This is a genomic window from Alteromonas alvinellae (assembly GCF_902705805.1).
Window position 1 is genome coordinate 37,201 of sequence record NZ_CACSIH010000114.1, and the last position, 15,128, is coordinate 52,328.

Genomic DNA, 15,128 nt, shown 5'->3' on the forward strand with positions numbered 1-15,128 from the left:
TAATCAACGAAAAACTGATAATTATCAATCTTACTTTGTATTCTTTTGATAATTTTTTATATTAGGAAAGCTGATTTAAGTGTGCACATTGAAAACAATAAATAGACACAAAATTTAACAATCTAAATTGGGCACGCAAAACATAAAATTAGTACACTAGTGTTGTAACAATAATAATAGAATTTAGTCGGTTATCGGGTGTTTAATGATGCGTGCAGTGAGTCGCTGCGCCAACCTCATTCACGCTGCTTGCCTTCGTTCCTAGGGATAGTAAATGAAAAACTCCATGTTGATGAAAAGTGGTCTTCCATTAGTCATATTGTTGGTCGCATTCGTAGCGGCTACCGTTATGATAAAGTCACGCAAGCCGCCCGAACAAGCTCCCGTAGAAATTCCCGCTTTCCTTGTTGATGCAAAAGAAGTCTTTGCAGAGCCCGTAAATTTCATTGTTAAGTCTCAAGGTAATGTGGTGCCCCGAAATAAAACCGCATTAAGTGCACAAGTGAGTGGGCAAGTGATCAGTTTATCTGATGTGTTTATTGCAGGTGGCACGTTTAAGAAAGGCGACGTGTTGGCAACACTTGAACAAGATGATTACCGCACTGACCTTAAGCTTGCCGAAGCAGAACTGGCCCAAGCTCAGGCTGCGCTTCAAGAGGAAATCGCACGGGGTAAAGTGGCCGAGCAAGAATGGCGTTCGGTCAGCAGTGTAGCTCCTCCAGAGTTAGGTTTAAGAAAACCGCAGTTGGCAAAAGAACAAGCAAACGTTAAAGCAGCAGAAGCGAAGTTAGAGCGCGCCAAGCGCAACTTGGCCAGAACGCAGATTACCGCCCCTTATAACGGTATTGTGGTTGAGCGCAATATCGACCTTGGTCAGTTTGTGGCGATGGGCTCCGTGCTTGGTACGATTTATTCAACTGATACTGCTGAAGTAAGGTTGCCTATCACTGACAGCGATTTGATGTTTATTAACATTGCGGGGCAGTCTAGTGACAGTGCTCCGGTTACGTTAACAGCTTCTGTAGGGGGGATGAAGCGAACTTGGGAAGGTAAGCTGGTGCGTTCCGAAGGTATATTAGATACGGGCAGCCGCGTAGTGTACGCCATCGTAGAGGTGAGAGACCCATACAACTTGAAGTCTTCACACAAGTCACCTTTGCGTTTTGGTCAATTCGTTGAAGCTGAAATTACGTCTCGTCAAAACGAAGAGCTTGTGGTGCTTCCCCGCAGTATATTGCGTTTAGACAATACGGTTTTGACTGTTAACGACAACCGTGAAATAGAAATTAAACCTGTAGAGGTTGCACGCACAACCGCAAAAGAGGTGTTCGTGCGCTCTGGTATAACTGAGGGAGCCTTAGTGGTAACTAGTGCTGTACCTAACCCATATAACGGGATGAAAGTTCGACTTCCCGGTGATGAGCCCGTACTTGCCGATACTGCCGAAGCGGATATCTCCGATAGCTCTGAAAAGGTGGAAAGTGAACGCTCGGAAGGTGAAAACTAATGAGTCGCATCGATACTAATAAAGGCATTATTGCCTGGTTTGCACGCAATAATGTAGCAGCAAATTTGCTAATGATTTTGCTTATTGTGGGCGGCTTGTTCAGTGCTTTTAGTATACAAAAACAAGTATTTCCAAGCTTTGAAATAGACGTTATTAGCGTTCGTGTACCCTATCTGGGTGCAGCGCCTCAAGAAGTTGAAGAAGGGGTACTCCTTAAAATTGAAGAGGCTATAAAAGATTTAGAAGGCATAAAACAACTCAACTCGACCGCCGTTGAAGGCATGGGAACAGTGAGTATACAAGTTGAAGAAGATTACGATGTTCAGTCACTACTTGATGAAGTGAAAGTCCAAGTAGACGCTATTCCAAGCTTTCCTGCAGATACTGAAAAGCCTGTTATTTATCGTCAAAAGATTCAACAAGACGTGATATGGCTATCAGTCTACGGTGATGCTTCTGAAAGGGAGCTTAAGGAATTTGCTAAAGACTTACGCGACGACATTGCTAATTTGCCAGGTATTTCAAGTGTTCAGGTGGTTGGCGCAAGAGACTATGAAATTTCTGTTGAGCTATCTGAAGTTGACTTGCAAAAGTACAATCTTACGTTTGCTGATGTGGTGGCGCGTTTAAGTCAAACCAGTGTGGACTTACCCGGTGGCTCAATTCGCACTGAAAACGGCGATATACTGCTTAGAACAAAAGGACAGGCCTATACTGGCTGGGACTTTTCACAAATTGTTCTTGTAACAAACGCTAACGGGACGCGCGTTATGCTTGGTGACGTAGCCTATATCAACGATGGTTTTATTGAGAATAATCAATATGCGCTCTTCGATGATAAACCAGCGGTAAGTCTTCGGGTACAAGCGGTAGGAGACCAAAACGCGTTAGAAATTTCAGAGCAAGTTAACGCTTACATTGACAGTCAAAAATCGGAATTTCCAGCACACATCACTGCCGATACATGGGGGGATAGCTCTTTCTATTTGGCTGACCGACTGAACATGATGCTTGAAAATATGTTTTTCGGTGCACTGCTTGTATTCTTAGTTCTTTCACTGTTTTTGAAAATTAAGCTCGCGTTCTGGGTAATTGTGGGCTTGCCAGTCTGCTTTCTTGGCACCTTGCTGGTAATGCCTTTAGATATGGTTGGTGTTTCCATCAACATGCTGAGTCTATTCGCATTCATTCTTGTACTGGGGATTGTGGTCGACGATGCAATTATTATGGGTGAATCGGCTTACTCTGAGATCGATAAAAAAGGGCATAGTGCTGACAACGTTATAGCTGGCGTTAAAAAAGTTGCTATGCCCGCAACTTTTGGTGTCTTAACCACTATTGCTGCGTTTTCACCTATGCTTATGGTATCAGGTCCATTTGGGATTATCTGGAAAACCATAGGTATAGTGGTAATCGTTTGTCTTATTTTCTCGCTTATTGAATCGAAGTTAATCCTTCCGGCGCACTTAGTGCACATGAAGCTTAAGCCTTATGATCCGCAAAAAGCTAACGCGTTCCAAAAGTTTCGAGACTTCTTTAGTGAAGGCATAAAGACATTCATTAATAATAAGTATGCGCCGTTTTTAGCAAAAGCAATACGCAATCGCTACACTACAGTGGCCGTTTTTTTGGCGATGCTTATTCTTACTGTGGGGCTATTCGGTGGTGGCATCGTGCGCTTCGTATTCTTCCCGAGTATTCCTAGTGACTTTATGATGGCCAGCTTTGAGTTAGAGCCTGGTTCGTCACTTGAGCAGCGAGACAAGGTACTAACTACACTTCGTGAAGCTATGCACCGCATGGATGACAAAGTCGCAGAAGAGACGGGGGAAAATGTCATTAAGCACGCCATCGCCTTTGATAATGGCAATCTAGGTGGTGAAATTTTTGCGGAGCTTACCAAGGGGGAAACCCGTACGCTGACTGATTTCGAGATTCAAGACTTGTGGCGTCAAGAGCTACCCGAAATTCCTGGGGTAAAGTCGTTCAATATTAGTTCACCGGGAGGGCCTGGGGGCGGCTCTGACCTTAGCTTTGAATTTAGTTCTAGCGATATTAAAGCGCTTCGAGCAATCAGTGACCAGCTAAAAGAGGCGTTAGACAAATACGAAGGCGTCACTGACATCAACGATACTTTCTCAGGCGGCAGTGAAGAAATTCAGTTAGCATTGAAGCCTCAGGCTGATGCTTTAGGTATTTCACTTCGCGACCTAGGGCAGCAAGTTCGCTTTGGTTTTTACGGTGCAGAAGTTCAGCGTATTCAGCGAGATGATGAAGAAATCAAGGTTATGGTTCGCTATCCTAAAGCGGAGCGAAGCTCTGTAGAGCACCTTGAAAATATGCGAATTCGAGCACCTAACGGCCAAGAAGTCCCGTTTGAGCAAGTGGCAACATTTACAGTGGGTCAGGGGTTTGATTCGATAATTCGTGTCGATGGAAAACGTTCGGTAACGGTAACAGCCGTAGTGGATAAAGCTCTGCTCGATCCATCAGAAGTCACCAACGATGTAATTGAAAATTTGATGCCAGACCTACTAGCCCGCTATCCAAGTGTAGAGTTTCAGCTTCAAGGCAACTCAAAAGAGCAAGCTGATGCTATGGTAAGCCTGATGCAAGGGCTCTTGTTTGCATTGTTTGCTATTTATGCCTTACTTGCCATACCGCTTAGGTCTTACAGCCAACCTTTCATTATTATGTCAGTCATTCCTTTTGGTATTGTCGGTGCGATTGTCGGGCATTTAGTACTGGGGATGGCAGTAAGCGTACTTTCATTCTGCGGCATTATCGCATTGTCGGGTGTCGTAGTTAATGACAGCTTAATTATGGTGGACTTTGTTAACCGCGCACGTAAAGAAGGCATGTCGCTTATGGATGCGGCTATTAGCGCTGGTACACAGCGTTTTAGAGCTATCATCTTGACTTCATTAACAACCTTTATGGGTCTTATGCCAATCGTATTTGAGCGTAGTCTTCAGGCTCAAGTTGTGATCCCCATGGCTATTTCTTTAGCCTTTGGTATTTTATTTGCCACGGTGATTACCTTACTGTTAGTGCCCGCTTTGTACCTTATTTTAAACGACCTTAAAAATGTGTTTAAAGGTCGAAAACACGCAGAAGTTACGACAGAAAGCTAAAAAGATAATGCCGGGTAATACCGGCATTTTTCTTTAAAGGAATAAAACATGAAGAAAAAGCTGATATACGCTGCCGTGGTTGCAGCATCTGCAGGCCTAACTTGGTCATGTACAAGTTCGCAAAACGAAACAACCGCATCGAAGCAAAATGAAGTAAATAGCGCCTCCATGCCTAAGATCTCGAGTTATCCGGAAACTAAAACTGTGGCACACAAAGATAACTACCACGGTACGATAGTCAGCGATCCATACCGCTGGCTAGAGGAAGAAAAGAGCGAAGAAGTAAAGGCTTGGGTTGACTCACAGAACGCGCTTGCTCGCCCTTATCTGACCGAACTATCTTCTAGAGAGCTTTACAAGGAACGCTTAACCGCACTTTGGGACTACGAAAAGTATTCAACTCCTTATATGGTAAACGGCAAGCTGTTTTATTCATATAACAATGGCCTTCAAAATCAATACGTGCTTTATATGGCTGATGGCGTGAACGATGAACCTCAAGTACTTATCGATCCGAATACATTGAGTGATGACGGCACCGTTTCAATGGCGTCGACTGAACTTAGCCCTAAAGCTTCATATCTTGCCTATATGCTGTCTGACGGCGGTACCGACTGGAAAACTATCCACGTTCGTAACACCAGCAGCAAAACAGACTTAACCGACACCATTGAAGGCATTAAGTTTTCAAATATTGCGTGGTTGCCCGATGAAAGCGGTTTTTTCTATTCTCGTTATCCTAAAAATGAGTCAGGCAAATACGATGATAGCCAAACCGTATCTATCTATTTTCACGCTATGGGTACGAAGCAAAGCGCAGATAAAAAGGTCTTTGCTTTTGATAATAAACCCACTTGGAACCCATACCCATCAGTTGTGCAAGACGGAAAAACGTTGCTTATATCCGTTTTCGAGGGGTACCAGGCTAATGGTGTCTACGCTAAATCTCTTGAAAAAGAAAACAGTGAACTTGTTCCCGTTTTCGATAAGTGGGATGGGCGTTACGATTTAATCGGCGAACAACAAAATGCGCTATTTTTTAAGTCTACTGCAGGCGCGCCAACAGGTAAGGTTATCAAAGTCACTTTTGATAATAGCGTTAAAGCAACAGACACTGTAATTGAGAGTTCTCCAGATACCTTGTCTAGTGTCTCACTTTTAGGTGAAAAGCTTTTTGCTCAGTATCTAAAAGACGTAAAGGGGCAGGTAAGTGTCTTTGATTTAAGCGGCAAAAAGGTCGATGAAATTGCGTTTTCCGATATCGGTAGCGTAAGCGGCTTTTATGGCGGTAAAAATGCAGATACCACTTTTTATAAACTTACTGGGTTTACTAACCCGGGTCAGGTCTATGCCTATAATATTGAAAGTGGCGAATCATCACTGTTCAAAACAATCGACACGGGAATTAACTACGACGATTATGAAACTAAGCAGGTGTTTTATACCAGCAAAGATGGCACTAAGGTGCCCATGTTTATTGTGCATAAAAAGGGCTTAAAGCTGGATGGCAATAATAAAACCCTGCTATATGGTTATGGTGGTTTTAATATTTCACTGCTGCCACGCTATTCAGTATCACGCATGGTATGGGTAGAGCAGGGTAATGTGCTAGCCATAGCTAACTTACGTGGTGGTGGCGAATATGGGCAGCAGTGGCACAAGGCTGGGACTAAGTTAGATAAGCAAAACGTATTCGATGACTTTATCGCCGCCGGTGAGTATTTAGTGGAAAGCGGCTATACCACGCCAGAGAAAATGGGTATTCAGGGGGGCTCAAATGGCGGTTTGCTTGTTGGTGCGACCTTAACACAGCGCCCGGATCTCTTCTCTGCCGCTTTACCAGCAGTCGGTGTATTAGATATGCTGCGCTATCACACGCCAAGTGCAAATGCGCGAGCCTGGTCCTCTGATTATGGGTTAAGTGAAAACAAAGACGAATTTGAAGCGCTTTATGCTTATTCGCCACTTCACAACACTAAGCCGGGCACGTGCTACCCAGCTACATTAGTTACTACCGGTGATCACGACGACCGTGTTGTGCCGTGGCACAGCTATAAATTTGCAGCTCAACTACAGGCTGACCAAAGCTGTGATAACCCAGTTCTGCTTCGTGTTGAAACTCGAGCTGGTCACGGTGCGGGTACGCCAACATGGATGCAAATAGAAGGGTATGCCGACCAGTGGGCCTTTTTGGAATCCGCTCTCAACTAGCGCATATATACTGCTATTAAATAGAAGCCGCTTTAAAAAGCGGCTTTTTTGTTTGCATTTTAAACAAATGAACATATACTGTATAAATATCAGTATGGTTTATTTTGAGTCTTATTTGGTTGGGCGATTTTGCACAACCTTTAGGAGAAAATTATGCAAACAGGCATTAAAGCGGTTGATCAACTTATTTCAAAACACGGCATTATGGCTGATTTAGGTGCAGACACGTTTCAACGCCGTACTCGCCTAACCGGTGGCGATGAGCGCGCTAACGCATTGCCATTTTGTATGTATCAAAAAGTGGCACATGCCCCATTATCAAAGCAGTTTACCGTGCACCACTTTTATATGCCGAGTAATAAAGGGAAGTTAGCAAGCTTTCTGTTTGATGAAAAAGGGCAATTGATAGAGCAAGTCTACTATCAAAAAGTCGCGCGCTGGGTGCAGGTTTGTAGAAAACTGCAGCAGCTAGTGCAAATGCCTACGTCTGATATTCATATGGCGGCATGATAGACATAAAAAAGCGGTGCCGTTTTTCAACGCCACCGCTTTTGATAATCTCAATAGCCACAATAAATGAAAGTAGCTACTTATCTTTGCTTAATAGTAAGTGTACTTGAACTCAACACCCCAAATGCGCGGCTCATTTACGATACCTGTAAGGTTGTTGAAGTCGATTGCACCTTTAACATTGTTTTCGTCAGTAATGTTACGACCAAATAGCGCTACCGTGTAGTTGTGCGCGAAGTTTTCGTAACCAATACGTAGACCGCCTTCAAAGTTGTCGTCAGTAGTGAACTCAACCGCTTCGTATAGGAAGATGTTTGTTTTACCTTGGAACGCCCAATCAGTAAATACGAAGAACTCGCCATCATCACCCATAGGGATGGTGTAGCGTGCTGTGAAGTTAAAGATAGACTCTGGCGCTTGAGGGAATGGGTTACCGTCGATAGAGGCCACGAAGCCGTCTGGACGAGGGTCCGTTACCGTACAGTTACCGGTAAATCCATCAGCAGCACTTGTTCCACACGGTGAAACAGTTAAAGAGTCATCTTTAATTTCAGTGTGGTTATAGCTGTAACCTGCTGTAAACGTTAGCTCATCAGTAGCTAGCCACTGTGCGTCTACTTCAAAACCATACGCTTCGCCTTTGTCTGCGTTTACAAGCGCAGTAAAGTTGTTGCCACCACCGATTGCTGAGAACTGCATGTCATCTACTGTGTAGTAGAATGCTGCTGCGTTTAGACGTAGTGAATCATCGAACAAGTCCGACTTAATACCAAGTTCAAATGAGTTGATGGTTTCTGCATCTGCAACGGAAGGCGAGCCCTCGAATGCAACATCGCGGCCTTGAATTGTTTGAGCACGGAAGCCATTAGCGTAGCGAGCAAAAACAGACATATCATCAGTAACGCGGTAGTTTGCGCTTAATTCAAAGCTCGTTTGACCGTCATCTACGTCAATGTCTTCATAGTCTTGAACTTGAGCAGCGCCAATTACTAGAGCAAAACCGTCAACGTTTTGATCGCCGACTACTAAACTTTTTGAGTCATGGGTGTAACGAATACCGCCCGTAACGTTTAGTTTTTCGTTAACTTGATAAGACGTCTGACCGAATACCGCCCATGTTTGGTTTTCATGGAATACGGTTGTTGCACCAAAGAATCCGTCGATGCTGGTAACGTTAAACGATGCGTCATAGTAGAACGCACCTAGCTGCCAGTTCAAAGCATCGCGCGTGTTGCTTGAAAATCTGAATTCTTGGGTGTATTGCTCTAGGTCGTCAAGGTTATCTTGCGTTACCGCAGAGAAAGGAATAAACCCAGGGCCTGAAGTGCCGTCAGCACGATTAAAGCCACCATCAACGTCACCTAGGCTAGAGCCTTCAGCTGTTTCAATGGCTGAGATCGACGTGAATGTAACTTCATCCATATCGTACTCTAATTTAAGTGAAGCACCAAAACCGTCGTATTCTTGTGGGTTGTTATCAATGCCGTCGCCTTGAAGATCGCCGTCATAGAATACAGTTTCGCGATCGTAGTTTTCGTTAAGCTCGTTGCTGCCTTTAGTAAACACGTTAGCGCGGAAAATAGACGCTGTACCTTCAAGCTCGCGGCCGTGTACGTTTAGCAAAGCAGAAAAGTCAGCAGACGGCTCCCAAAGAAGCTGTAGACGGTAGGCTTTTTCGTCGTAACCACCGATGGCATCGTTTTCTCCGGTGAAGGCATTATTGATGTAATCGTCGCGTTCTTGCGATAGTAGCGATAAACGCGCTGAAAGCTCGTCAGTAAGACCGCCGCTAATCGCGCCTTCAAAATTCATAGTTCCGTATGAACCAAAGCCAGCTTTCGCATAACCTTCAACATCTTGTGTAGGTTTAACGGTGTCAAATTTAATTATGCCGGCTGTAGTGTTACGACCGAATAATGTGCCTTGTGGACCGCGCAGTACTTCAACTTGTTGAACGTCGAAAAGCGGGAAGCTTTTAAGTACCACGTTTTCCATTACCACTTCGTCCATGATAATAGAAACAGGTTGTGATGCAGCAAGGTCGAAGTCGGTGTTACCTAGACCACGAATATAAAAACGCGGTGCAACACGACCATTTGATGACTCAGCATAAAGACCAGGTACACGAACTGCTAGAGCAAGAATATCTTCACCGCCAGAGAAAAGGCTTTCGAATTTCTCACCGCTTAGCGTCGCAACAGAAATAGGTACTTCCTGAATTGACTGAGTACGCTTTTGCGCAGTAACGGTAATCTGTTCAAGTGAGGCTTCTTTTTTTTCTGTCGTCGCGGCCTCTTGTGCAAGAACTGAAGAGCTGAACGCAGCACTAACGGCTAACGCTAGTGTGGCGATTTTGTGTGTTCTCATGTTTCCACCAAGATGATTTTAAATTTATACTTTTGTAGTGTTTTTAGCACAAAAATTAACAATCTATGCTTGGCGCTGCATTTTACACAAACTTTTGCGTAAAAACTTCAAATTTGTGCAATACGACGCGTTTTTCATCGCAAATGCACAATATTAGTTAGAGCGCATGTACTCAAAACGCCTTTGTGCACAGGCGTGGAACATTTGTCTTAGAACAAAGATATTTTTTGGTGCGTTTTATATAAAAGCATTCCACCAGATCCTAGCTGCGCTTGAATTTTGCACGATACTGAGATGGTGATAATCCAGTAGTTTTTTTAAAGAGACGTGTGAAAGAACTAAGGTCTTCATATCCCACGGCGCTGATTAAGCGCTCTAACGGCATCCCGGAGGTTTCCAAAAGCTTTCTCGCATGCTCAATGCGTAGCGACTGTAAATACTGACCTGGTGTAATATCACACGCGTTTTTAAAACGGCGTATAAGTGTACGTTCGGTCATATTATGCCTTTGCGCTAATTCGCCGAGCGTAAATTTGTTCTGCACGTTTTTCTCTAAGAAGGATTGCACTGCTTTAATGTCCTTGTCTGAGTGAAAATGCCTCTGACGACTGCTCGCGTAAACAGTTTGGCTCGTTCTAGACACATCTAACACGTGGGATTTTGCCGTATCACTGGCAATTTGATGGCCACAATAGCGTTCTATCAACAAGATAGATAAATCAATCCACGCCATGCCGCCGCCTGCACAAAACACTGTATCGTCTTCAGTGACCATTTTCTCGGGTTGTAAGTTTACGGTAGGGTACATGGTCTTAAATTTATCTGCATACCCCCAGTGGGTGGTGGCAGTTTTATTGTTTAGTAGTTCGGATTGGGCCAAAAGAAAAGTGCCTGTGCAATTGGCCGCGATGTCGGCCCCCATCTTTTGAAGGCGCCTTATATGTACAAGCAGAGGCGCTGTGCTTTCTAGCACTTCATCAATATCGCCACCAATTGTTGGAATTAACAGAATGTCGGTGTGCGACACATCTTCAATGGCGATATTTGGCTGCAATATTACCTGATTAGAGCAGAGAATAGGCTGCCCGTGGTGACTGGCCAACTGTACTTTGAACTGTGGGCTGGTCGGTAAGCTGTGTATTCGCTGCCAACTAATACCTGCGAAAGCAAATACATCGAGGGCTCCCGTAATGGCAGATGCTAGCGCTTGATTAAATCCGAGTACGGTCACGGTGAATTTCGTGTCATTCATAAAAATAATTCGAGTTATAAAGTAATATAAAGCTCAGTGATTGTTGGCGTGATTGGCCATTATTGTGTCATTAATGACAATAATGGCACGATAACGAATATGACACAATGTGTTAACAAGTATTCGTAGAGGACAGGACACCATGGCCGACCAACTTATTCCCCGCCGTGAAATGCAATTTCAGCTGTACGAAGTTTTAAATACCGCTGCCTTATGTGAAAAAGCACGCTTCGAAGAGCACAATGTGGAAACTTTCAACGCCGTTATCGACATGGCTGAGAAGATGGCAGAAGAACTGTTTCTTCCTCATAACGCTGTTGCTGATAAAAATGAGCCTACTTTTGACGGCACCAAAGTCTCTATGATTGATGACGTAAAAGTGGCTTTTGACACATATAGAGAGTCTGGGTTTATCGCGGGTCATTTTGATTTTGAAGATGGCGGTATGCAGCTTCCTGTTACCGTTATGAATGCCTGTGCGGGCTACTTCTTGGCGGCTAACCCATCGTCAACTGCTTATCCTTTCTTAACTGCAGCGGCTGCTAATGTCATTAAACACTTTGCCTCTGAAGATATCAAAAGTGCGTTTTTATCAAAAATGCTAGCGGGTGATTTCACTGGAACCATGGCACTTACTGAGCCCCATGCCGGTTCGTCACTTGCTGATATTCGTACATCTGCAAGGCCGCAAGATGATGGTACGTATCGAATCAAAGGCAGCAAGATTTATATCTCAGGTGGTGAGCATGAGCTTTCTAACAACATCGTACATTTGGTGTTGGCGAAAATTCCAGGTGGCCCAGCTGGTGTAAAAGGCATCTCCTTATTTGCTGTACCTAAATACCGCCTCGACGCTGACGGCAACCCAGATGTGCGCAACGACGTTACCCTTGCTGGCCTCATCCACAAAATGGGCTACCGAGGTACAACTTCAACCGCACTAACCTTTGGCGAAAATGGTGACTGCCACGGCTACCTTATTGGCGAGCCACACCAAGGTTTGCGCTACATGTTCATGATGATGAACGAAGCACGCATTGGCGTGGGCTATGGTGCTGCCATGATAGGATATCGCGGGTACCGTTACTCACTAGAATATGCCAAAGACCGTACACAAGGTCGTGCCGCGCCAAATCTCGCACCAGAAGATGAGCCAACACCTATTATCAATCACGGTGACGTGCGACGTATGTTGCTAGCGCAAAAGGCCTACTGTGAAGGCGGTATGTCCCTCTGCTTGTACGGCAGCATGCTCATCGATGAGATGGAGACAGAAACTGACAGCGAAAAGCGCACCGAGCTTTCTCAGCTTTTAGATCTTTTAACACCCGTGTTCAAAGCATGGCCTTCGGAGTTTGGCCCTAAAGCCAACGATTTGGCTATTCAAATTCTAGGTGGTGCGGGCTACACCCGTGAATATCCTGTTGAGCAGTGCTGGCGAGATAATCGCTTAAACCCAATTCACGAGGGCACAAATGGTATTCAGGCGTTAGACCTGCTAGGAAGAAAGTTATGGCAGCACGACGGCAAAGGTCTTCAGGTGCTGCTTTCTCGTGTAACCAGTGATATGAAGCGCGCAGAAACGCCAAGAGCAAAGGCGCTGGTTGCAAAATTAAAACCTTATCTAGATCAGCTTGGCGGTTTAATCCAACAAGCAGCGGCAGATCTGCGTTCAGATAAGCAACCAGTTTTGTTAACCAATGCGAGTTGCTTCTTAAATGTATTTTCAAGTTGTGTGGTGAGCTGGATTTGGCTGCGCCAGGCAAATGTTGCCGAACAAGCACTCGCTAACGGTGCAGGCGAGCAAGATGCTGATTTTTATGAAGGTAAATTAGCGGCCGCGGAATACTTCTTAAATTGGGAATTACCGCTGGTCAGTCGCGATATTGAAGTGCTTTCTTCACGCGAGGCAACGTGTAACAACGTAAAAGCGAGTTATTTTTAATCATTCAAAACAAAGAGCATGCGCAGTGACCTTTATTTAACAGCGTTGCGCTTGTTCACGAAATTGGAGTACAGCTAATGAATGTAGCTGCAAATGTTGAAGGTAAACACATTCTTATTACTGGTGGTGGCTCGGGGATAGGCGCTGCATCGGCCCGCGTATTAAGTGCACGGGGTGCAATTGTTGGAATTGCCGACTTAAACGAAGATAACGCGAATGCGTTAGCTAGAGAAATTATTGCAGCTGGTGGTAAAGCATATGCAGTTGCTGTTGATGTTACCGAACCTGTTCAAGTCAACGCGATGTTTGATACTGCGCTTTCTCACCATGAAAAGATTGACGTGATCATTAACAACGCGGGTATCGATCATTTTCCTGCGCCACTCACCGAAGTCGACGACGCAATGTTCATGAAAAACATTCAGGTCAACTTAGCTGGTGTGTGGTACTGCATGAAAAACGCACTGAAGCACATGACGGCAACAGGTGGCGGTCACATTATTAATATCGCATCAGTAGCAGGTTTGCGTTCAGCGCCCATGATAAGTGCTTATAGTGCGTCTAAGCACGGAGTAATAGGGCTGACAAAATCGGCGGCGGTGGAGTACGCGCGAGCGAATATCCGCATCAACGCAGTATGTCCTAGTTTTGTCGATACGCCTATGGTTCAAGGCGTTTTATCAAAATTGGATGAACGAGGCCAAAAAGGGCTTATTGGCGCCAATCCAATGAAGCGTTTGGGTAAACCAGAAGAGATTGCTAATGCCATTGCTTGGTTGTGTAGTGATGAGTCGTCATTCATGACGGGTCAGTCAGTAGTACTCGACGGTGGTATGTTGGCCTAGAGCAGGCACCGTAACAAGCGTTAATAAGAGAAATTAAGCACACAGCACTTTATCAGCAAGAATTAAGGATATGACAATGAAGAACCTTTTTGATTTAACAGGAAAAGTGGCACTGGTTACAGGTGCAAGTCGCGGTATCGGTGAGTCTATTGCCCGTTTGCTTGCCCAGTATGGCGCGCATGTAATTGTATCAAGCCGCAAAATTGACGGCTGTGAAGCCGTGGCTTCTTCAATTCGTGACGCAGGTGGTAAGGCGACAGCGCTAGCGTGTCATGTGGGTGAGATGGAGCAAATTACAGAAGCATTTAACGTCATTAAACGGGATTTTGGAAAATTGGATATTCTAGTAAACAACGCGGCAGCCAATCCTTACTTTGGGCATATCTTAGATACTGATCTTGGCGCCTACAATAAAACTGTAGACGTCAATATTCGTGGCTACTTCTTCATGTCGATTGAAGCTGGCAAAATCATGAAAGAGCAGGGTGGTGGCGTCATTCTCAACACGGCATCGGTAAATGGTGTAACACCGGGCGACATGCAGGGGATTTATTCTATAACGAAAGCTGCGGTTATCAGCATGACTAAGTCATTTGCAAAAGAGTGCGGTAGCTTGAACATTCGCGTAAACGCATTATTGCCAGGTTTAACCGATACTAAATTTGCGTCAGCGTTAACAACTAACGAGCAAATCTTGAAGCACGCGCTCAAAGTTATTCCACTAGGTCGTGTCGCTGACCCAGATGAAATGGCGGGCACGGTATTGTATTTAGTATCAGACGCTTCAACCTACACAACTGGCACGACAGTGGTGGTAGATGGTGGTATGCTAGCGTAATTAGATACAGTTACGAGATACGACCATGCATATATGGGTTGACGCCGACGCGTGCCCTGCAGTGATCAAAGACATTCTTTTTAAGGCAGCCAGACGTACCAAGCTGCCTTTGTCTTTGGTGGCTAACCATTCTATGTCTGTTCCACCAGACAAGCACATAACCTTAACGCAAGTTCCCTCAGGGTTTGATGCTGCTGACGACTATATAGTAGAGAAGTGTGAAGCGGGCGACTTGGTGATTACCAATGACATTCCATTGGCCGCTGATGTACTGGCAAAAAATGCGCTAGCATTAAATAATCGTGGTGAAGAATACGATAAGTCGTCTATTAAGCAGATACTGGGCATGCGTGATTTCATGGAAACTATGCGCTCAAGCGGCGAACACACAGGCGGCCCAAAAGCCTTCTCCCAACGTGACAAACAAAACTTCGCCAACGCACTAGACCGACTCCTCACCCAAGGCCTCCGCAACCTCAAATAAAATAGTGGGGTCAGAGTCTGAGGTATCCCCACAAA

10 protein-coding genes are annotated in these 15,128 nt (G+C 44.8%); 8 read left to right on the top strand and 2 right to left on the bottom strand.

Going from position 1 to position 15,128, the window contains the following annotated elements; translation table 11 throughout:
- Positions 1-274 precede the first annotated feature (274 nt).
- From ACX5KA_RS08350 to ACX5KA_RS08365, 4 genes are all read left to right on the top strand, one after another.
- The gene (locus ACX5KA_RS08350) at positions 275-1,507 is read left to right on the top strand and encodes an efflux RND transporter periplasmic adaptor subunit (protein WP_458730863.1); all 1,233 of its coding nucleotides are present in this window, start codon (positions 275-277) and stop codon (positions 1,505-1,507) included.
- Positions 1,507-4,641, top strand: a complete 3,135-nt coding sequence (locus ACX5KA_RS08355) for an efflux RND transporter permease subunit (protein WP_458730864.1) — start codon at positions 1,507-1,509, stop codon at positions 4,639-4,641. Before ACX5KA_RS08350 ends, ACX5KA_RS08355 begins: the two co-directional genes overlap by 1 nt.
- A 48-nt stretch (positions 4,642-4,689) precedes the next feature.
- Positions 4,690-6,852: a prolyl oligopeptidase family serine peptidase gene (locus ACX5KA_RS08360; protein WP_458730865.1), complete on the top strand. Its 2,163-nt coding sequence runs from the start codon at positions 4,690-4,692 to the stop codon at positions 6,850-6,852.
- 153 nt (positions 6,853-7,005) lie between these two features.
- A complete protein-coding gene (locus ACX5KA_RS08365) occupies positions 7,006-7,362 on the top strand; it encodes a hypothetical protein (protein ID WP_039216442.1) in 357 nt (118 codons plus the stop codon).
- Between the two features lie 90 nt (positions 7,363-7,452).
- On the opposite strand, the gene ACX5KA_RS08370 is transcribed toward ACX5KA_RS08365, so the two are convergent.
- Positions 7,453-9,729 carry a TonB-dependent receptor gene (locus ACX5KA_RS08370; RefSeq protein WP_458730866.1) on the bottom strand — a complete coding sequence of 759 codons (2,277 nt, stop codon included), beginning with the start codon at positions 9,727-9,729 and terminating at the stop codon, positions 7,453-7,455.
- Between the two features lie 262 nt (positions 9,730-9,991).
- On the bottom strand, positions 9,992-10,981 hold the full coding sequence (locus ACX5KA_RS08375) for a GlxA family transcriptional regulator (protein ID WP_458730867.1): 990 nt from the start codon (positions 10,979-10,981) through the stop codon (positions 9,992-9,994).
- A gap of 142 nt (positions 10,982-11,123) precedes the next feature.
- Here ACX5KA_RS08375 and ACX5KA_RS08380 point away from each other — a divergent pair, with 142 nt between their 5' ends.
- The 4 genes from ACX5KA_RS08380 to ACX5KA_RS08395 all read left to right on the top strand — a co-directional run bounded on the left by ACX5KA_RS08380 (position 11,124) and on the right by ACX5KA_RS08395 (position 15,093).
- Entirely contained in the window at positions 11,124-12,926 is a 1,803-nt protein-coding gene (locus ACX5KA_RS08380; RefSeq protein ID WP_458730868.1) for an acyl-CoA dehydrogenase, read from the top strand.
- Positions 12,927-13,003: 77 nt separating this feature from the next.
- Positions 13,004-13,771, top strand: a complete 768-nt coding sequence (locus tag ACX5KA_RS08385; RefSeq protein WP_458730869.1) for an SDR family NAD(P)-dependent oxidoreductase — start codon at positions 13,004-13,006, stop codon at positions 13,769-13,771.
- A 76-nt stretch (positions 13,772-13,847) separates the two neighbouring features.
- A complete protein-coding gene (locus ACX5KA_RS08390) occupies positions 13,848-14,609 on the top strand; it encodes an SDR family oxidoreductase (RefSeq protein ID WP_458730870.1) in 762 nt (253 codons plus the stop codon).
- A gap of 25 nt (positions 14,610-14,634) precedes the next feature.
- Positions 14,635-15,093 carry a YaiI/YqxD family protein gene (locus tag ACX5KA_RS08395; protein ID WP_014949724.1) on the top strand — a complete coding sequence of 153 codons (459 nt, stop codon included), beginning with the start codon at positions 14,635-14,637 and terminating at the stop codon, positions 15,091-15,093.
- The last annotated feature ends 35 nt before the right edge of the window (positions 15,094-15,128 follow it).